Below are 18,160 nucleotides of genomic sequence, written 5' to 3'. Positions count from 1 at the left end.
TCAATGGAGTTCCCACTGTCTGTTATACTGAATACACTAAGACAGGGTGGAACCTTGATATTCCACAGAAATTGGAGGACTAAAGAATGTTTCTACACGGTACTAGCCGCATTAACGATGCTGGGCATTTGGAGATCGGCGGATGTGATGTAACTGAATTGAAAGCGGAATATGGAACCCCGCTATATATATTGGACGAGCAATTGGTTAGACAACGTTGCCGGGAATATATGGATGCTTTTAAAGCCTCCGGCCTTGGTTTCCAAGTAGCTTACGCAAGCAAGGCGTTTTCAGTAATGGCAATGGTTCGTTTGGCTGATGAAGAAGGTTTGTCACTGGATGTTGTATCCGACGGCGAACTATATACAGCTTTGCAAGCTGGCTTCCCGGCAGAACGCATCCATTTTCATGGCAACAATAAGACATCTGAAGAGATCGAAATGGCGATTGATGCCAAAATCGGCTGCTTTGTAGTCGATAATCTGGTAGAGCTTAACCTTTTGCAGTCCATTGCTGCACGTAAAGAAGTTAATGTAAACATCTTATTGCGGGTGACACCAGGTGTAGAAGCGCATACTCATGAATATACCGCAACGGGCCAGACAGATTCCAAATTCGGCTTTGATATCGGTAATGGATCGGCCTATGAAGCAGTGAAAGCAGCAGTCAGCAAAAAGAATATCACGCTGCTTGGTGTGCATTCCCATATTGGTTCGCAGATCTTTGAAACCGATGGTTTCCAGCTAGCTGTTGAGCGTGTGGCAACTTTTGCCCGCAGTGTTAAAGAAGGCTTGGAAGTGGACTTCCGTGTAGTCAATCTTGGCGGAGGTTTCGGGATTCGTTATGTCGAGGGAGATACCCCATTACATGTTTCTGAATATGTTGCAGCGATTACGGATGCAGTGAAGACTCATTTTGCTGGAATTTATAGTGCTTTGCCGGAAATTTGGGTGGAGCCGGGCCGTAGTATTGTTGGAGATGCAGGTACTACATTGTACACTGTAGGATCTAACAAGGACATTCCTGGCGTGCGTAAGTACGTTGCTGTTGATGGTGGAATGACCGACAATCCACGCCCTGCTTTGTATCAGTCTAAATACGAGGCATTGCTTGCTAACCGTGCTAACGAAGACGCAACTGAGACTGTCTCCATCGCTGGTAAATGCTGCGAGAGCGGAGATATGTTGATCTGGGATGTAGAGCTGCCGAAGGCTGAAAGCGGCGATTTGTTGGCTGTAGCCTGCACAGGCGCGTACAATTACTCCATGGCCAGCAACTATAACCGTCTTCGCCGTCCGGCTTTAGTATTCGTACAGAACGGACAAAGCGATCTTGTAGTGCGTCGTGAAAGCTATACGGATCTTATTGCCAACGATATTGTACCAGAGCGTATCGCCAAACAGACAGTTGTTGCTAAGTAATAGCCTGCTGCTGTAAGGTGGGTAAAGTTGAGCAGCATATAGAGCAAGCAGGAAAGTCTCCTGCTTGCTTTGCTTTGTGCGTGGTTTCATAGTAATATAATTGAGGTATTCTAAATTTGTTAATTTTGAAAGGGGTCATTTACATATGGCAAAGCAAGCGAAAATCACTCTAGAAAATGGCGGCGTAGTGCTGCTGGACTTGTTCGATCAAGATGCACCTAACACTGTAGCCAACTTTGAAAAGCTGGCAAAAGAAGGTTTCTACAACGGATTGACATTCCACCGTGTTATCCCTGGTTTCGTTGCTCAAGGCGGATGTCCTAACGGAACTGGCTCTGGCGGCCCAGGTTACACAATCAACTGCGAAATTAACCCAAACAAACATGAACGCGGAACACTTGCTATGGCACATGCAGGTAAGAACACAGGCGGAAGCCAGTTCTACATCTGCTACGCTCCACAACCACACTTGGATGGAGTACACACTGTGTTTGGTAAAGTAGTAGAAGGTATGGATCTTGTTGATGCTTTCAAAGGACGCGACAAAATGACTTCGGTAGAAATCATCGAAGCTTAAGATTTAATAGTTAAAAGCCAGTCTCCGAATATCGGGGCTGGCTTTTTTGTGTTGTTAAAGAATCCGCCTAACCTGTCTACGCCGTGAATTGCGCCGCTCTGGCAGCCAGAAGAATATCAAATACATAGCTAGAAACACAGTGAAGGCAAACAGCTCTTCAACAAGCAGGTAATAAGGATAAGGTCCAAAATAATCCAATACGGAATAGGTACTAGGTTTCTGGGATAGGAACATGTAGTTTGAGCCTAGGAAGTAATTAGCAGTCCAGATGCAGGCAGCCACAATATTGAGGCCGAGCATGGTGATGAGTAAAGATCTCCAAGTCGGCTTGTAGCCCTCAATCCAGGTCATGTAAAGAGACGCCAGAATAATAGAACCATGAGCTATAAAAAACAGGAGAAAGCGGAAATGAGGGAACGGATAAACTAGGTTAGGGGTGAGCAACGCAATAAATGCTCCGCCGATCCCGGCAAAGTAGAGAAAGGAATAAAGGGTTCGACTGCGTGAAATTAACATGATAATAGACAGCAGTAGAGTGATTCCACAGAGCTCGAACGGTAATGAGGAGCTGGAGCGCCAGATGTTCTGAGAGATGTACCACATTTGCAGCCCGGCTTCTGAGACTACAAGTAGTATGATTAGCAGCAAACGCACGCTTTGCCGAAGTCTTGAATCTGTACGAATTTCAAACCGTAAGCCATAGAGCAGTAGACAACTTAACGTAATGATAGACAGCGCAACCCAATGCGAAGATGAGAACATGATGAAATCCTCCGCGTGCTGGCGATCAAAAAAAGATGAAAGCTGCATAGACGAACCTCCTTTGAACGTGAAAACATCCATCAAAAATAAAGTTTGAGAATTTTAATAATCTTGATTCTAGATATCCATAAAATGGGTATATATGTATATGTTCTGTCAACTCCACCGCATAAGGAAGACTTTTCATTATATTAACATAAGATGGGGCGTAGGGCGCGGAATTACATATGAAGCTTTTGAACATGCAGGGGTGGAAAACAATTAGAACAAGAAAATGGAGGCAACAGGAACATGTTTAAGAAAAAAATAAGTGTAATGGTCATTATTTTGATGCTTGTGGCCCAATATGCCTATGGCATCGGATTTGCTCCGCAAGTAAAAGCGGCTGCGATTGATGACGAAAGAAATATCATCACCAGTGTTTCAATGGCTGTTTACGGGCCAGATGGAATCACGGTCACGAACAGCGTATACGAACGAGATGCTAATGTTACCTTGGATTATAATTGGTCTCTTCCTAAAAATCATAATTACAAGCAAGGTGACACTTTTACTTTTCAGCTTCCAGAACAGTTCCAGCTATTTAATGATTTTAACGGACCCTTGGTCTCTGAAGATGGAGATGTAGGGAGCTTTGAAGTGAGGCAAATTTCACATGAAGTGATAATGACTTTTAATGACTACATAGAAACACATGATGACGTGCAGGGAACGCTGCGGTTAAATACTAAATTCGATAAACAGAAAATCTCGGGCAGTACTATTCAGAATATTTTATTTCCCGTGAGCGGCGGTATTCAGACAGTGACAGTTAATTTTAAACCCAGTGTTGGATCGACTATAGAGAAGAGAGGTATTCCCGAAGGCTTCAATGCGAACCAAATATTATGGACTGTTGATGTCAATAAGTCTTTGGAAGCCGTGGGGAATGCCATTGTGACGGACCCCATCCCTTCAGGCTTATCATTAAATACTCCAGTCACAGTGAGCGTGTATCAACTGAGCATTCAATTGGATGGTTCAGTAACGGAAGGAGCATTGCTCGACACAAGCAAATACTCTGCAGAGCTCTCCGGAGGGTCATTGATTGTCCGTTTTACGGAGCCTGTGATTAAAGAGGCTTACCGTATTGTATATTCCACAGGGATTACTAATGACCATCAGCTAAGCTTCACCAATACTGCAACTTTTTCAGGAGATGGGCAAGAGCCTGCCAGCTCCTCTGCCACAGTGAATGTAGAACGTGGAGGAAGCTTGAAAAAGTATTCCACAAGCTATGATGGGGGCAAGCAGATCATTTCCTGGGCAATTGAATATAACTACAATGAAAAGAACATCCCGCAAGGAAACGCTGTGTTAACAGATTTGTTCGATGATTCTCAAGAACTGGTAGCCGATTCGCTAAAAGTATATGCTGTGCAGCTGGATTCTTCCGGTGGTGCAACGTTAGGCAAGGTTTTGACAAAGGATGTTGACTACACGGTTGTTTCCACGTCAGACGTTCATAAGTCTGGGTTTGTATTGCAATTTGCACACGATGTTACTTCACCATATCGAATCGAATATAAGACAAAAGCGATAAAACGCGTGTTTGAGGATGCCACCATAACTAATACAGTATCTGATAGTACGTATAGTGATCAGGCTACCCGATTAATCCGGTCTTCCATTCTTTATAAGACTTTATCAACCGTAGATTATCAGAATAAAACATTAGGCTGGAAGGTCACATTGAATAGTGATAATTACCCGATGAGCCATGTTACAGTTACCGAATCCTTCCCATTTGGCGGCCTAAAGTTTATTCCAGAATCACTGGTGATTAGAAATCTGAATGGGAATGTTTTAAATCCAAATAACTATGATCTAGTGTACAACTCACCTGTCGAGCCTAATAAAGGCTTCAAGGTAGTGTTTAATTCACCGATATCTGGTCTTTATACGATTAGCTATACTACAGAATTTAACAAGGATTGGATTTGGGCTAAAACTGAAAATTTCAATAACAAAGTTCGGTTAGACTGGATGGACACTACTGAAGCCTTACGCACGATAGAAGCAGAAGGGTTATTCATTCCTAGACCTGAGGCGAAAAGCAATGGATTTAAAGCGGGAGCCTACGATGCTTCAACTAAAAAAATTACTTGGACGATAGGCGCCAATTATAACGGCAAAACCCTCGAAGCTCCGGCGCTTGTTGATATTTTAAAATCAGGCCAGACCTTGGTTCCTGGTTCACTAAAAGTTTACACTATGAATATTGCAAAGAATGGTGACCCTACCAAGGGTACAGAAGTGAATCCTAATAAATATACCTATAGCGTAAATAGCGTAAATAGCGATAATGAATTAAAGGTTATTTTTACAGATAAGATTAACTCCGCTTTCTACATTGAATTTAACACAAGTCTTGAAGGGCAAATAATAGGCACTACTGTTGATAATAAAGCTAATCTCTATGATGGAGCAAAAGTGGTTTCCAAAGATTTGACCGCCTCCGTAAAAATTCCTTTTGGAGAGGATTATGTGCTGAAGGACGGTACACAAAACGGGGATAAAATCGACTGGAGCCTGCAAATTAACCGGGGGCAGTCTACTGTAAAGGATGCTCTAATCAAAGATACTCCTAGTGCTAATCAAATTTTGCTGCAGAATTCATTCCATCTGTATCCTACGGCTGTAGCTGTGAACGGAGATATCACGAAAAGCGGCCCTGAATTGATTCAGGGTATTGATTATAGCGTTGTTATCACAACGGATGCCGATGGAAAACAATCCTTTGAGTTAAGCTTTGCCTATGAAATCAGCAGGGCTTACATTCTCGAATATCAATCCCTGATTGTGGCTAACACTGGAGACAAAGTAATAAATACTGTACATTTCAGTGGTTTTAACGGCAGCGAAATAAGTAAAGAAACCTCTAGAGAAATTATTGTCGGGGTCTCCAGCGGTTCTGGCACAGGCAGCGGGGGAAGAGGCACTCTCAATATTAAGAAGTTAGATGCTGATGATAATTTAAAGGCGCTTGGTGATGCGACTTTTGCATTGTATCGACTAAATGGCACGGAACGTGTACTGATTAACAGTCTAACTACAGATGCAGAGGGTACAGCTACATTTAATAAAATATGGCTGGGTAACTATGTATTGGTGGAGACAGCAGCTCCAAATGGTTACGTGCTCGATACATCCGAGCATCCAGTGGAGATTCGTTCCTCGTCAGCGATTCAACTGGTGATTACGAATCAAAAAGCAGTGGAGCCCACGCCTACGGTAACGCCAGAACCAACCGGTGCTCCAACAACAACACCAGAACCAACCGTAACACCTGCACCATCAACAACGCCAGCACCGACGGTTTCTCCATCACCAGAAGCGACTGCTGCACCTACACCAATCCCTACAAGCAGCACATCTGGAGGTTCGGTGGTACCCACGTCTACAAGCTCGCCCGTACCCGAAGTAATTATTAATGATCCAGCTGTTCCTGCTGGTCCTGGAAATGCGGCCGATCCAGGATCCCTGACATCAACCGATGAGGGAACTCCTGAGCAAGAGATTACCGAAGAAGAAATTCCATTAGGAGAAGTTGATATCGACGATGAAGAAGTACCAAAAGGTACGGTGAACAATAGCACTTCGGGTGCTCCTCAGCTGCCGAAGACAGGTGAGAACAGTCCTTTGCCTCTGTATCTGTCGGGAATAGGGTTGATAACCATAGGATTTGTTATGAACCGAGTATTTAGACGTAGAGGTAAGACAGAGTGATCGGAGATTAGTGTGATTTAAGATTTTTTTGCAAAAGCACCCAGCATGATAAATGCCGGGTGCTTTTGTGCTTTTTTTTTGAAAATTTTATGGCTGATTCTTAAGTGTACCGGCGTTATCTGAGGTGCTTAGGTTATAGCGCAGCCATTCGCCTTCCTTTTCACTTGAGACATTCCAGCCGAGCTGTTCGGCAACAAAGGCTAGCGGGACTAAAACTTTTCCTCCTGCCAGTAGCGGCGCAGCATCAATGGTGAGAGCTTTCCCGTTCACGAGTGCTTTGACACTGCCCACAGTCATAGTAACGGTGTTCTCGGCGGAAGTAAGCGATACAGTTTTAGTGGCCGCATCCCACGTTATGGATGCACCCAGGGCTGTCCCGATATCTTTGGCGGGCAGCCATAATTCTTTATTTCCTTGCACTAAACGGATGTTAAGTGCTAGTGGTAATCCATTTACTTGTACACTGCTGCGATAAACTTTTCCGTTATTATCCATAACGGCGCTTTCCGCCTGTGATTCCAGCGAGCTATTCAGCGCCTTTATGTTGCTGGAAGTTACACGATATTTGGAATTGTCCTGTCCGATAGCTTCTGCTATCCACGTGTTAACCTCACCATTATGATGACTTAAATCCTTATAGAGGTCTAGATTGAATGTCCAATCCGCTTCGGCTTGGAAATCGTATAGCTTCACATTTGGAAACTGTTCAAATTGCTCGAATATCCATTGCCGCATGACAAGCTGATTGTTAAAGCGAACGGGATTACTGGCGAACCAAGCGACCTGACGCATAACGCTGTAGGGTGGGTAGTAGAAAGAAAACTGGACATCGGGATATTCCTCCAGCAGAGGACGGATATACGTATTAAAATAGCCCTTTATTTGCTCAATGCTTTCCTCGTTAGTACCGTAATCCAGCTCCTTGTCACAAGCCATTAGGTAAGATTCTGCAACGTATTGCTTGCCAAACACTACTTTGTTATTCCAGTTGTATAAATATTCCAAATCTTGTTTAGCTTCACCACTCAGGTTATTTTTGATGCTGCTTATTAATTGTTTAAATACAGATGAATTGAACCAGTATTTGTAGTCGGTCCATAGTTTGCCGTCATACAGATAGTCAGGGAAATCTTCCTCATCTTCGGCTGTGGCGAGTTTCAAAGAGAAATAATCCAAACCCCAGAGCACTTGTTTTACTTTGCCTGTCTCCAAGGCAAGTTTGGCAATTTTATAATGCTCATCGACTGTGGATCCTTCCATAGATAACTTTAAGGTTGTCCCACCTAAGCTGGCATCTACTTGAGAGGGAAGAAAGTTCTCTGTCATAGACGTGCCGATGATAATATTGTCGTAGTCGTAATTTTTAGCTAAACCCGGATTCTGATAACGTTCTTCTTCTGACAAGAGTGGGGTATACCACGATGGACGGTGATAGAATTGTAATGGGTCGATAAAAGCAGTAATCAGTGCTGTTAGAAGCGCTAACAAGCTGAAAAAAAGCAGGAAATAACCTATGAAACGTTTCGATTTAGTATGATTCCCCGGGGATTTACGTGGGTTGTTATTATTTTGAAGCCGTGATGCAAGCATCATCATTCCTCCTTACAGTTCTAGAAGTTAAAGTATAAAAAGGTTGTAATTCGGTTGAAGAATAACAGCGAGAACATAATGATAAATGCCATCACAAATGCTGTTTTCCAGCTATACTGAAAATTACGTTTGTTCAATAGATGAAGGGGATTCCAGAGAATGATCGTCATTAAGATGAGAATCAGGATGATTGCCCATTTAAGCGATCCAATAGATTGCAAAGATACCCCGTTAAGTCCACTCATCCCTTTCAACAAACGAAATGCCTGCGATATATGTTCTGCACGGAAAAATACCCATGTGATGTTCACAAATATGAAAGTCAGCAACCATGATAACCACTTGGGAAGGGAAAAGCCCCAGCGTCCCCAACATTTCTCTACAGCTTGTCCTACTCCATGCAAGAGCCCCCACAGGATGAACAGCCAACCCGCACCGTGCCAGAAACCACCGAGCAGAAAAGTAATAATGACATTTCGGATCGAAATCCAGAAGCTTTTCCGGTTGCCGCCAAGTGGAATGTAGATATAATCTCTAAGAAAATGGCTGAGCGTAATATGCCAGCGTCTCCAGAAATCGCGGATGCTTACGGCTCGGTAGGGTTCATTGAAATTTTGCGGCAGATGGATGTTGAACAGCAGTGCTATTCCAATCGCCATATCGGTATAGCCGCTGAAATCATAGTAGATTTGTAAGGTATAGGAAAGGATAGCCACCCATGAATCTACAAAATATGTTGCAGCTGCAAAACCGTTATCAGCATAACCAGCTAGGGTATCCGCTAGGATGACTTTTTTTCCTAATCCGATGCTGAAGAAGAGGGTCCCCTTCTGTATGTTGTTCCAATTCCAAACCTTATTTCGCAGTTTATCGAATTGGGGCATCATATCCTTGTGATGAAGGATAGGACCGGAGATCAGATGCGGGAAAAAAGTCACAAATAGTGTGTAATTCAAAAGATTGTACTCACGCGCTTGGTTCCGGTAAACATCAACGAGGTAGGCGATTTGTGTAAAGGTAAAGAAACTTATGCCTAAAGGCAATATAAGATGGTGCAGAGAAAGGTTGCTTGCGGTTACCTCATTCCAATTTTCTATAAAAAAATCCGTGTATTTGTAATAGCTGAGTAATAGAATATTTGTGCTTAAGCTAAAGATTAGCAGCGGCCGGCGAAGCTTAGCTGTTGTGGAATGAATGAAATGGCCCATAACATAGTTAAATAAGATGGATAACAAGATTAGAGGGACATATTTTATGTTCCAATACCCGTAAAAAACTAAAGAGGCGAGGGTAAGCCATACCTTAGCACAGAGTGTGAGACGAAGACGATTCAGAATAAAATATCCGGCCAGCACGATAGGCAGAAAACCAAACATAAAGGGATACGAATTAAATAGCATAACAACAATCCTCACTTATAGCAGATTTGGTATGAAATCACTATAAGCCAGAGATCTTAAGGCTTTATGTTATGAAATCTTATCATTTTCTTAATGGATGAGATTGTACAAAAAAATCCCTGCAAGCATCATTCGCTCACAGGGAAAGAGGTTTCAAATTCAGTTTGTTTGCGTGTGCTTTTGGCTGTAATGGTTCCGCCGTGAAGCTCTGCAATACTCTTGGCTATGGCGAGCCCTAAGCCACTTCCGCCTGTCTCTCGGGAGCGGGATTTATCGACACGATAAAAGCGTTTAAATAAGTGGGGGAGGTCGGATGCAGGGATAGGAGTACCGTAATTCGTACATAGAGCAACTATTCTATCGTCTTTTCTAACAACAGAAATGTCTAGAATTTTTCCTTCCTTTCCGTATCTTACGGCATTGGTAAATAGGTTCTCATACAATCGCACCAGCTCGTCCGCATCTCCGTTGATAATCAGAGGAGCTGTATCCGTATGAATGCGGTAGGTCATATCTGCTTGTTCCAGTACGGGTGCAAATTCTTCAATCAGCTGTTCGAGCAGCTTGCCGAGATCTACAGGCTCAATATTTAGCGGTAATCCGCTGCTGCTGACGCGAGTGTATTCAAATAAATCGTCGATTAGCTTTTTAAGAGTCAAAGATTTCTCATAGGCAATATTCACATAATAACGCAGCTCAACCTCGTTTTTATAACGATCCTTCTCCACATATTCAAGGAATCCGAGAACAGAGGTTAGTGGGGTTCGGAGGTCATGGGACACACCTGTGATTAGGTCGTTTTTGGCTTTTGCAGCGGCTCGTTCTTCCTCTATAGCAGATTTTAGCTTGCTAGCCATAGTGTTCATATTTTCAGCGAGCTTTCCGAGTTCATCCGTACCTGTTACCGGCACCTTGAAAGACAAATTGCCATCCGCAATGGCCTGAACTCCGCTAGTAATGTTATGAAGATTCTTAGTTGTATTTCTGGACAGTTTTAGGATGAAAAAAATAAATAAAGGAATCCCTATAAGAATCACAACTGGCGTTGATCCAATGGTATTGATCACCCAGAGAATGAGTCTGACTCCCCAAAAGGAGCGTGAAGGATTTAACCACAGCAATAGTGAAGTGCCATAATAGCCGCCCATTAAGATTAAAGCGGTGAGTGCTAGGCTCGTTAAGCTGAAGCCAACTATTTTCCAGGATAGGGTATCGAATCGTTTAAGGTTCAACTAGAAGGACCTCCTTTTTCCAGTTTGTAGCCAACGCCCCATACCGTTTTTAAGTATTGTGGTTTACGCGGATTTTCTTCTATTTTTTCTCTGATTTTACGAATATGCACCATAAGTGTATTGTTGCTTTCCAGGAATTGTTCTTTCCATACTTTGGCGTAGATCTGCTCCATGCTTAGGACTTGTCCCTTATTACGGGCGAGCAGCTCTAGAATCGCAAATTCTCGCGGGGTAAGCTTAACTGGGTGATCATCCACACTTACTTCATGCGTAACCGAATTAATAACCAGGCCATCAATGATGATTTCATCCTGTTTGGCGTTTAGATCTGCCATGTAATTTCGAGTTCTGCGCAGCTGGGATTTAACACGGGCAACTAACTCCAGCGGACTAAAAGGTTTCGTAACATAATCATCTGCACCTACGCTAAGTCCGGTGATTTTATCAAGTTCCTGCCCTTTAGCAGATAACATGATGATCGGAAATTTTTGCGTTTCTCGAATTTTAATACAAGCCTCAATGCCGTCCATATTAGGCATCATGATATCAAGAACCATGAGGTCTATAATCTCTCTATTGATAATTTCGAGTGCTTCCAGCCCGTCTTTGGCAGTTAACAGCCGGTAACCCTCGTTCTCCAGATAGATCTGCATTAGTTTAATAATCTCGGCCTCGTCGTCCACCAATAGCAGCGTTGCGTTGTGCATTTCTCAGCGTCCTTTCTTGCTTGTAAAGCGCAATTCTTGCTATAAGAAGTATACAACATTTTCTTGTTTGGAAGCCTCATTTGAAGACCAGTGAAGGCAAAGGTACTGTATAGCAGCTAATAAATTAGTGGAATAAAAGACCAAATCCGCCACAGCATTATGCCAGTTTGGTTTTTCCTTTTAGTTTGCTCTGATCGCTGTACCTCAATCCATGTGTTGATCTGTAGATAATACATTCTCAGCCATGGCTCTATCATGTAAGAAATAATTCTTAAACTTTATTTAACAGGAAACTTCTTAACAGCGGTGGCAGATAAAAGTAAAGAGAAACTTAATAGTTTCTTAACAAGTCTTAAGAAATAGGAAGCTACTATGCTATAATAATTTCAAATTATATGTTGGGGGTTATTTGGTATATGTGGAAAGAATTTAAAGCTTTTGCCTTAAAAGGAAATGTTCTTGATTTAGCGGTTGCGGTCATTATTGGAGCTGCATTCGGAAAGATTGTAACTTCATTAGTAAATGACATTATTATGCCAATTGCAGGTTTGCTTACGGGTGGTATAGATTTAAAGGACAGGGTGCTTGAAGTCACTACGGACCTGAAAATACCTTACGGACTATTTTTACAATCGGTTGTGGATTTCTTTATTATTTCCTTCTCCATCTTTCTGGTGATCAAGCTCGCCAATAAATTTCAGCGCAAAGAAGCCGTTAAAGTTGAAGTGGTAGAGACTCCAGCACCTGCAGAGGATATCGTGCTGCTTACGGAAATTCGTGATCTTTTGAAACAACAAGAACGTGGTTTGTAATCCTGAAATATAACCAAGAAGCGCCAGGAGTCCTTGTCCTAGCGCTTTTTGGTTTCCTTTTATAAACTCAGTACAATCTATAATCTAGTTACAAATTTTAAGTAAATATAATAAACGCACTTGCATTTCGCTGGTGTAAGTGATAATTTTGTTAGTAAGGAAAACTTGAACCTCAATTAAATAAAGGATCAATCCTTCAGGGCAGGGTGTAATTCCCTACCGGCGGTGATGCTGTTGTAGAAGTAACTTATTCAGTTCATCTACAGTGCTCAGTCCGCTACCCGGCTCGCGTTGTTGACGCGAACGGTGGACCTGGTGAAATTCCGGGACCGACAGTATAGTCTGGATGGAAGAAGGAGAGGTTAACCGCTTGTCTGCAATGGACTGGCGGATCGCAGTGTTTTCATATAATCATGTGCGATATTTCACAATACCCGTCAATTGACGGCTATTTAAGCACACTTTTATTTGGACTGCCGATGAACTCTCGCATAACCCATCTTGAACTCCTCCTGGAGAATGAGATGGGTTTTTCTGTTTTTTTAGCTTAAGAATTGACAGCAGTGGATAGGAGGAAGAGATGGACAACATGAATGATGAGTTTTATATGTCGCTAGCACTGGACATGGCCGAACGTGCCCAAGGACAGACGGGAATTAACCCTGTTGTTGGCTGCGTTGTGGTGAAGAATGGAGCAATGATTGGACTCGGAACTCATTTACAGCGAGGTACGGGGCATGCCGAGGTGCACGCTTTGAATATGGCAGCTGGGCAGGCACAGGGCAGTACGGCATATGTCACACTAGAACCGTGCAGCCATTATGGAAAAACTCCACCTTGCAGCCAAAGGCTGATCGATGAAGGGGTAGCTAGGGTTGTAGTTGCTTGTGAAGACCCCAACCCCCAGGTGGCAGGAAGAGGAATCCAAATGCTGCGTGACCAAGGGATTGAGGTCGAAGTCGGTTTGTTGCGTGATCGCGCGCTTCGATTGAATGAGCGTTTTATCAAATATATTTTGACAAAACAACCTTTTGTTACGCTGAAGAGTGCAAGTACACTTGATGGCAATCTAGCTACCAAATCTGGTGACAGTAAATGGATTTCGAATGGGGAAGCGCGGGAGATCGTACATACGCTGCGGCATCGGCATCAGGGTATCATGGTCGGTGTGAATACAGTGATTGCTGATAATCCCTCTCTGACAACAAGAACAGAAGTGCCTGGCATTAACCCGACGCGGATCATCATTGATTCCGGGCTACGTATTCCTCTGGATTCGGCAGTTGTATGTGATGGTCAAGCGCCTACACTTATTGTAACAACCGATGCTGCAGATCCTGCTAAAAAGGCTGCACTGCTGGAAGCAGGCATTCAAATCGTTGTGTGCGGAGCAGGTCCAAGAGTGGAGCTGAAGGCGGCCATGATATCTCTTGGCGAAATGGAGATAGGCTCTATTTTACTGGAAGGCGGGGGGACGCTGAATGGCGCGATGCTGGAGAGCGGGCTAGTGGATCGTGTGATTCTTTTCTTCGCTCCAAAAATTGTCGGCGGTGGTGCAGAAGCGAAAGGGACTTTCGTATTTCCGGGTGTAGAGCTGATGAAGGATGCGATCTCACTTGAAGGATTGGAAGTAAAAGTGCTAGGAGATAATGTATGTATCAGCGGTACTCCGGTACGCTAACAAAAGCTATGCAAGAAGTGAATTTAGGAAGTAATGCTTTTTAGGAGGGATATCATGTTCACCGGATTAATTGAAGAGGTTGGTGTTTTGCGCAGTGTCTCCGCCGGTGGGGAAATGATGGTGCTGAATATTGCCGCTTCGGTCATCATGGATGATCTAAAAATCGGTGACAGTGTGTCCGTCAATGGGGTTTGTCTCACGGCGACAACTTTGGGCGATCATTCCTTTACAGTGGATGTAATGCCGCAGACCTACCGGAATAGCAATCTGAAGGAGCTGAAGCCCGGCAGCCGGATGAATCTGGAACGAGCGATGGCAGCCGGCGGGCGTTTTGGAGGGCATATTGTTCAAGGACATGTTGATGGCACTGCCATTATTAAAAGTGTAAAACGTGATCAGAATGCTGTTGTATTCGAGATTGCACCGGATCGTAAATCACTATTTAAATATATTATCCCCAAGGGATCGATCACGATCGACGGCATTAGTTTAACTGTAGTGAAGACTACAGCCACATCGCTTGCAGTGTCCATTATTCCGCATACGTTAGGGGAAACAGTTCTGACGCACAAACGGGCCGGGGATAGTGTAAATATCGAGTGTGACGTACTTGGCAAATATGTAGATCATTTATTGCATTATGGCTCAGCCGCCCAAGATGAGGAAGGCGAGAGCCGCTCCGGGATTAGTCATGATTTTTTGGCGGCGAACGGGTTTGTTTAAATAAAGAGTTTGCTTACGAAGAAGGGAATAATCTTTCGTAAAGCTTTTAGGAGGATAGGATCATGAGCGAGCAATCGAAAAAGGAAAGTGTCTTGGATCCGATTGAAGAAGCAATATATGACTTAATGCGCGGTAAAGTCATCATTGTAGTGGATGATGAAGATCGTGAGAATGAAGGGGATTTTATAGCCCTTGCTGAACGTGCGACACCAGAGGTCATCAATTTTATGATTACTGAGGGACGTGGATTGGTGTGTATGCCTATTACCCAGGAGCGTGCGGCAGAACTTGAACTGCAAGCCATGGTAACCCACAATACCGATAATCACGGTACGGCTTTTACCGTATCTGTTGACCATAAAGATACAACCACTGGGATCTCTGCGGGGGAAAGATCTTTGACCGTTAAAGCCATGATCGATCCAAAAGCGAAACCTGCTGATTTCCGCAGACCGGGGCATATGTTCCCGCTGATTGCGAAAAAAGGTGGCGTTCTGCGCCGCTCCGGACATACGGAGGCTGCTGTTGATCTAGCGCGGATGTGTGGCGCTTATCCAGCCAGTGTCATTTGCGAGATTATCAAGGAAGATGGCTCAATGGCCCGCTTACCTGATCTAATCGAAATTGCCCGCAAGCATGATCTTAAGCTGATCAGTATCAAGGATCTTATTCATTATCGCAACGAAAAAGAACAACTCGTCACACGCGAAGTGTCTGTACGACTTCCTACCGATTTTGGAGATTTCCAGACCATTGCTTATACAAATGAAGTGGATGATAAAGAGCATGTAGCTTTGGTAAAAGGCGATATTTCCGGCGATGAGCCAGTGCTTGTACGTGTACATTCCGAATGCTTGACTGGTGATGTATTCCACTCCCATCGCTGTGATTGCGGCCCGCAATTTGAAGCTGCACTGCGGCAGATCGAAACTGCCGGTAGGGGAGTGTTACTCTATATGCGCCAAGAAGGCAGAGGCATTGGCCTTATCAATAAGCTTCGGGCTTACAAGCTGCAAGAGGAAGGTCTTGACACTGTAGATGCGAATCTAAAGCTTGGTTTTCCAGCAGATTTGCGTGACTATGGAATTGGAGCACAGATTCTGAAGGATCTGGGTGTGCGCCAAATCCGTCTGCTCACGAACAACCCGCGTAAGATCAAAGGGCTGGAGGGTTATGGGTTGGAAGTCGTTGAGCGAGTGCCGATACAAATGCCGGAGAACAAGGACAACACCAATTATCTCCACACGAAGCAAGCGAAGCTTGGACATATGCTGTCTTTTGACGATATTGAACAAAATGAGGATTCGAAAGCTTAACCATACATTATAAAAAACGAAGGGTAGATGATGGATATGCCAAAATATTTAGAAGGTCACTTAGTTTCTGAGGGGTTAAAATACGGAGTTGTTGTAGGACGCTTTAATGAATTTATTACCAGCAAGCTTTTGTCAGGTGCACTTGATGCCTTTAAACGCCATGGTGTTGGTGATGATGAAGTGGATGTTGCTTGGGTTCCAGGGGTATTTGAAATTCCGTTGATCGCGCAAAAAATGGCTGAAAGCGGCAAATACGACGCTGTAATCACCTTAGGAACGGTTATCCGTGGTTCCACTACACACTATGATTATGTATGTAATGAAGTTGCCAAAGGAGTAGCCGCTATCAATCTTAAGACCGGCGTGCCGACCATTTTTGGCGTAGTTACTACTGAAAATATTGAACAGGCCATCGAGCGTTCAGGAACCAAAGCAGGCAATAAAGGCTGGGATGCTGCGACTGCTGCGATTGAAATGGCGAATCTTAACAAGCTGTTTAAGTAAGTCAGCTATTGACGAATCAGTCGAATTCGTGCTTATTTATAGTATAAGAAGAAAGCATGGATTATAAGAGCCCTTTCTACTTGTGTAGCGTCCAGACGGGCGCTGCACTTTACTTTTTTTGGCGGGAGGATGCTTCGTGACTGTATTGTACAAGCTGGAGACGTTTGAAGGTCCGCTGGATCTGCTCTTGCATTTAATTGATAAGGCGGAAATCGACATCCAGGACATTCCGGTCGCCGAGATCACCGAACAGTATATGGAATACCTGCGTAGCATGCAGGAGCTTGAATTGGATATTACGAGTGAATTTCTCGTGATGGCCGCTACCCTTTTATCTATAAAGAGCAAGCTATTGCTGCCCAAACCACCGGTCATTGAGATCGATGATTTTGAATATTACGAAGAGGATGAATTTGATCCACGAGCTGAACTTGTTCAGCGACTGATTGAGTATCGTAAGTTCAAGAGTATTGCTGTACATTTAATGGATATGGAGAGCGAGCGGAGCTTGATTTTTACGAAGGAGCCTGAGGATTTGGGTCCATTCGTGCCAGAAGAGATTGATCAAACGCTAAAAGGACTACATACCTCAGACTTAATAGCCGCTTTTCGTAAAGCGCTAAGTAAGGCTGCCAGAAGGTCTTCTTACCAGCGGATCACCCGGGATGAAATATCGGTAAAAGATCGTATACGTGATGTATCAGATGCGCTGCAGCGCAGAGGAACAGGCGGTAAGCTGCATTTCTCGGCACTGCTTCACGATGAAATGGCACGGCACGAAATCGTAGTTACTTTTCTTGCGATTCTGGAACTGATGAAAATGAAGGCGATTTTTTGCTACCAAGAGAAATTGTTTGATGACATCGTAATGGAGTGGAGAGGAGGAGAACACTTCAATGGATTACAAAACGCTGAAATCGATTATTGAAGGCCTGCTGTTTCTATCAGGGGATGAAGGAATCTCCGTACGCCAAGTGGCTGAAATTACGGAACAGCGCCCAGAGCTTGCAGCCGGAGCATTAGAGGAACTAAAAGAAGATTATGTAGCACAGGAGCGGGGCTTACAGGTAGTGCAAATTGCCGGGAATTATCGGCTGGCTACATTGCCTGATCATGCCCACTATTTTGAGCGTCTGGCCTATTCACCATCCAGATCAACCTTGTCTCAGGCTGCCTTAGAGACTCTCGCAATCGTGGCTTATCGCCAACCGATTACGCGGGTGGAGATTGAAGAGATCCGGGGTGTGAAGTCGGAACGCGCAATTCATACGCTGAATAACAAGGATTTGATTCATGAGGTTGGTCGTGCGGAAGCGGTAGGCCGGCCAATTTTGTACGGGACGACTAAATCCTTCTTGGAGAGCTTTGGTCTTGCCAGTCTAAAGGATCTGCCGGAACCGACAAATTTTGAGTCCACGGATAATTTGGAAGAAGAGACACAGCTATTGTTCAATAAGCTGGATACTCAAATGACTTTTGAGGATGTCGAGCTGCCTTAGTTCGTACGAGAACGCTAATAATTGTATTGAAGGGACTGCCTTTAAACCATTTATGTGGTTTGGGACAGTCCCTATTTTATTTAAGCTCATATTTTTTATGCAAACCCCGAATTTTTTCCAGCTTAAATTGCCATACTAAACCAAAGGTTCCCATTATTAAGGTTTCTT

General features: G+C 43.8%; 15 protein-coding genes and 1 riboswitch. Of the genes, 10 read left to right on the top strand and 5 right to left on the bottom strand.

The genetic code is table 11. The features are described 5' to 3' along the window. Positions 1–86: 86 nt before the first annotated feature. Both lysA and NSQ91_RS21915 read left to right on the top strand, forming a co-directional pair. Entirely contained in the window at positions 87–1,421 is a 1,335-nt protein-coding gene (lysA, locus tag NSQ91_RS21920; RefSeq protein ID WP_036676133.1) for a diaminopimelate decarboxylase, read from the top strand. Positions 1,422–1,566: 145 nt separating this feature from the next. Beyond that, on the top strand, positions 1,567–1,998 hold the full coding sequence (locus NSQ91_RS21915; RefSeq protein ID WP_036676135.1) for a peptidylprolyl isomerase: 432 nt from the start codon (positions 1,567–1,569) through the stop codon (positions 1,996–1,998). Positions 1,999–2,052: 54 nt separating this feature from the next. Here the strand turns inward: NSQ91_RS21915 and NSQ91_RS21910 are convergent, their stop codons facing one another. Next, complete coding sequence (locus NSQ91_RS21910) at positions 2,053–2,808, bottom strand: YwaF family protein (protein WP_076127434.1); 756 nt, start codon at positions 2,806–2,808, stop codon at positions 2,053–2,055. A gap of 243 nt (positions 2,809–3,051) precedes the next feature. Between NSQ91_RS21910 and NSQ91_RS21905 the strand changes: the two genes are divergently transcribed. Continuing rightward, positions 3,052–6,528, top strand: coding sequence for a collagen binding domain-containing protein (locus NSQ91_RS21905; RefSeq protein ID WP_339168902.1), 3,477 nt, complete (start codon positions 3,052–3,054; stop codon positions 6,526–6,528). Between the two features lie 87 nt (positions 6,529–6,615). Here the strand turns inward: NSQ91_RS21905 and NSQ91_RS21900 are convergent, their stop codons facing one another. The 4 genes from NSQ91_RS21900 to NSQ91_RS21885 all read right to left on the bottom strand — a co-directional run bounded on the left by NSQ91_RS21900 (position 6,616) and on the right by NSQ91_RS21885 (position 11,457). Further along, positions 6,616–8,124 (bottom strand): stalk domain-containing protein, encoded by a 1,509-nt coding sequence (locus tag NSQ91_RS21900; protein ID WP_340919811.1) that lies wholly within the window; start codon positions 8,122–8,124, stop codon positions 6,616–6,618. Positions 8,125–8,138: 14 nt separating this feature from the next. Next, positions 8,139–9,518, bottom strand: coding sequence for an MBOAT family O-acyltransferase (locus tag NSQ91_RS21895; RefSeq protein ID WP_340919808.1), 1,380 nt, complete (start codon positions 9,516–9,518; stop codon positions 8,139–8,141). Positions 9,519–9,646: 128 nt separating this feature from the next. After that, positions 9,647–10,750, bottom strand: a complete 1,104-nt coding sequence (locus NSQ91_RS21890; RefSeq protein ID WP_340919805.1) for a sensor histidine kinase — start codon at positions 10,748–10,750, stop codon at positions 9,647–9,649. Beyond that, complete coding sequence (locus NSQ91_RS21885; protein WP_076219853.1) at positions 10,747–11,457, bottom strand: response regulator transcription factor; 711 nt, start codon at positions 11,455–11,457, stop codon at positions 10,747–10,749. Before NSQ91_RS21885 ends, NSQ91_RS21890 begins: the two co-directional genes overlap by 4 nt. A 416-nt stretch (positions 11,458–11,873) precedes the next feature. Between NSQ91_RS21885 and mscL the strand changes: the two genes are divergently transcribed. The 7 genes from mscL (at position 11,874) to scpB (ending at position 17,992) form a co-directional block, all read left to right on the top strand. Next, complete coding sequence (mscL, locus tag NSQ91_RS21880; protein WP_076127447.1) at positions 11,874–12,269, top strand: large-conductance mechanosensitive channel protein MscL; 396 nt, start codon at positions 11,874–11,876, stop codon at positions 12,267–12,269. A gap of 188 nt (positions 12,270–12,457) precedes the next feature. Then, positions 12,458–12,631: riboswitch (FMN riboswitch) on the top strand. A gap of 218 nt (positions 12,632–12,849) precedes the next feature. Continuing rightward, the gene (ribD, locus tag NSQ91_RS21875) at positions 12,850–13,950 is read left to right on the top strand and encodes a bifunctional diaminohydroxyphosphoribosylaminopyrimidine deaminase/5-amino-6-(5-phosphoribosylamino)uracil reductase RibD (RefSeq protein ID WP_076304027.1); all 1,101 of its coding nucleotides are present in this window, start codon (positions 12,850–12,852) and stop codon (positions 13,948–13,950) included. 54 nt (positions 13,951–14,004) lie between these two features. Next, positions 14,005–14,673: a riboflavin synthase gene (gene ribE, locus NSQ91_RS21870; protein WP_076127451.1), complete on the top strand. Its 669-nt coding sequence runs from the start codon at positions 14,005–14,007 to the stop codon at positions 14,671–14,673. Positions 14,674–14,735: 62 nt separating this feature from the next. Further along, positions 14,736–15,989: a bifunctional 3,4-dihydroxy-2-butanone-4-phosphate synthase/GTP cyclohydrolase II gene (locus NSQ91_RS21865; protein ID WP_076127453.1), complete on the top strand. Its 1,254-nt coding sequence runs from the start codon at positions 14,736–14,738 to the stop codon at positions 15,987–15,989. A 36-nt stretch (positions 15,990–16,025) separates the two neighbouring features. Continuing rightward, on the top strand, positions 16,026–16,493 hold the full coding sequence (gene ribH / locus NSQ91_RS21860; RefSeq protein WP_036676377.1) for a 6,7-dimethyl-8-ribityllumazine synthase: 468 nt from the start codon (positions 16,026–16,028) through the stop codon (positions 16,491–16,493). A 136-nt stretch (positions 16,494–16,629) separates the two neighbouring features. Beyond that, entirely contained in the window at positions 16,630–17,421 is a 792-nt protein-coding gene (locus tag NSQ91_RS21855; RefSeq protein ID WP_036676147.1) for a segregation and condensation protein A, read from the top strand. Next, entirely contained in the window at positions 17,390–17,992 is a 603-nt protein-coding gene (gene scpB, locus NSQ91_RS21850; protein ID WP_036676149.1) for an SMC-Scp complex subunit ScpB, read from the top strand. The genes NSQ91_RS21855 and scpB overlap by 32 nt, the downstream gene beginning before the upstream one ends. Positions 17,993–18,160: the final 168 nt, after the last annotated feature.

The organism is Paenibacillus sp. FSL R7-0048 (assembly GCF_038004505.1).
Taxonomy (GTDB): domain Bacteria; phylum Bacillota; class Bacilli; order Paenibacillales; family Paenibacillaceae; genus Paenibacillus_AQ; species Paenibacillus_AQ odorifer.
This window is presented reverse-complemented; position numbering and strand designations above follow the sequence as displayed.

Excerpts from the sequence above, each read along its gene's own strand:
- lysA (WP_036676133.1), top strand. The coding sequence starts at position 87 with ATGTTTCTACACGGTACTAGCCGCATTAACGATGCTGGGCATTTGGAG.
- NSQ91_RS21915 (WP_036676135.1), top strand. The coding sequence starts at position 1,567 with ATGGCAAAGCAAGCGAAAATCACTCTAGAAAATGGCGGCGTAGTGCTG.
- NSQ91_RS21910 (WP_076127434.1), bottom strand. The coding sequence starts at position 2,808 with ATGCAGCTTTCATCTTTTTTTGATCGCCAGCACGCGGAGGATTTCATC.
- NSQ91_RS21905 (WP_339168902.1), top strand. The coding sequence starts at position 3,052 with ATGTTTAAGAAAAAAATAAGTGTAATGGTCATTATTTTGATGCTTGTG.
- NSQ91_RS21900 (WP_340919811.1), bottom strand. The coding sequence starts at position 8,124 with ATGATGATGCTTGCATCACGGCTTCAAAATAATAACAACCCACGTAAA.
- NSQ91_RS21895 (WP_340919808.1), bottom strand. The coding sequence starts at position 9,518 with ATGCTATTTAATTCGTATCCCTTTATGTTTGGTTTTCTGCCTATCGTG.
- NSQ91_RS21885 (WP_076219853.1), bottom strand. The coding sequence starts at position 11,457 with ATGCACAACGCAACGCTGCTATTGGTGGACGACGAGGCCGAGATTATT.
- mscL (WP_076127447.1), top strand. The coding sequence starts at position 11,874 with ATGTGGAAAGAATTTAAAGCTTTTGCCTTAAAAGGAAATGTTCTTGAT.
- ribD (WP_076304027.1), top strand. The coding sequence starts at position 12,850 with ATGGACAACATGAATGATGAGTTTTATATGTCGCTAGCACTGGACATG.
- ribE (WP_076127451.1), top strand. The coding sequence starts at position 14,005 with ATGTTCACCGGATTAATTGAAGAGGTTGGTGTTTTGCGCAGTGTCTCC.
- NSQ91_RS21865 (WP_076127453.1), top strand. The coding sequence starts at position 14,736 with ATGAGCGAGCAATCGAAAAAGGAAAGTGTCTTGGATCCGATTGAAGAA.
- ribH (WP_036676377.1), top strand. The coding sequence starts at position 16,026 with ATGCCAAAATATTTAGAAGGTCACTTAGTTTCTGAGGGGTTAAAATAC.
- scpB (WP_036676149.1), top strand. The coding sequence starts at position 17,390 with ATGGATTACAAAACGCTGAAATCGATTATTGAAGGCCTGCTGTTTCTA.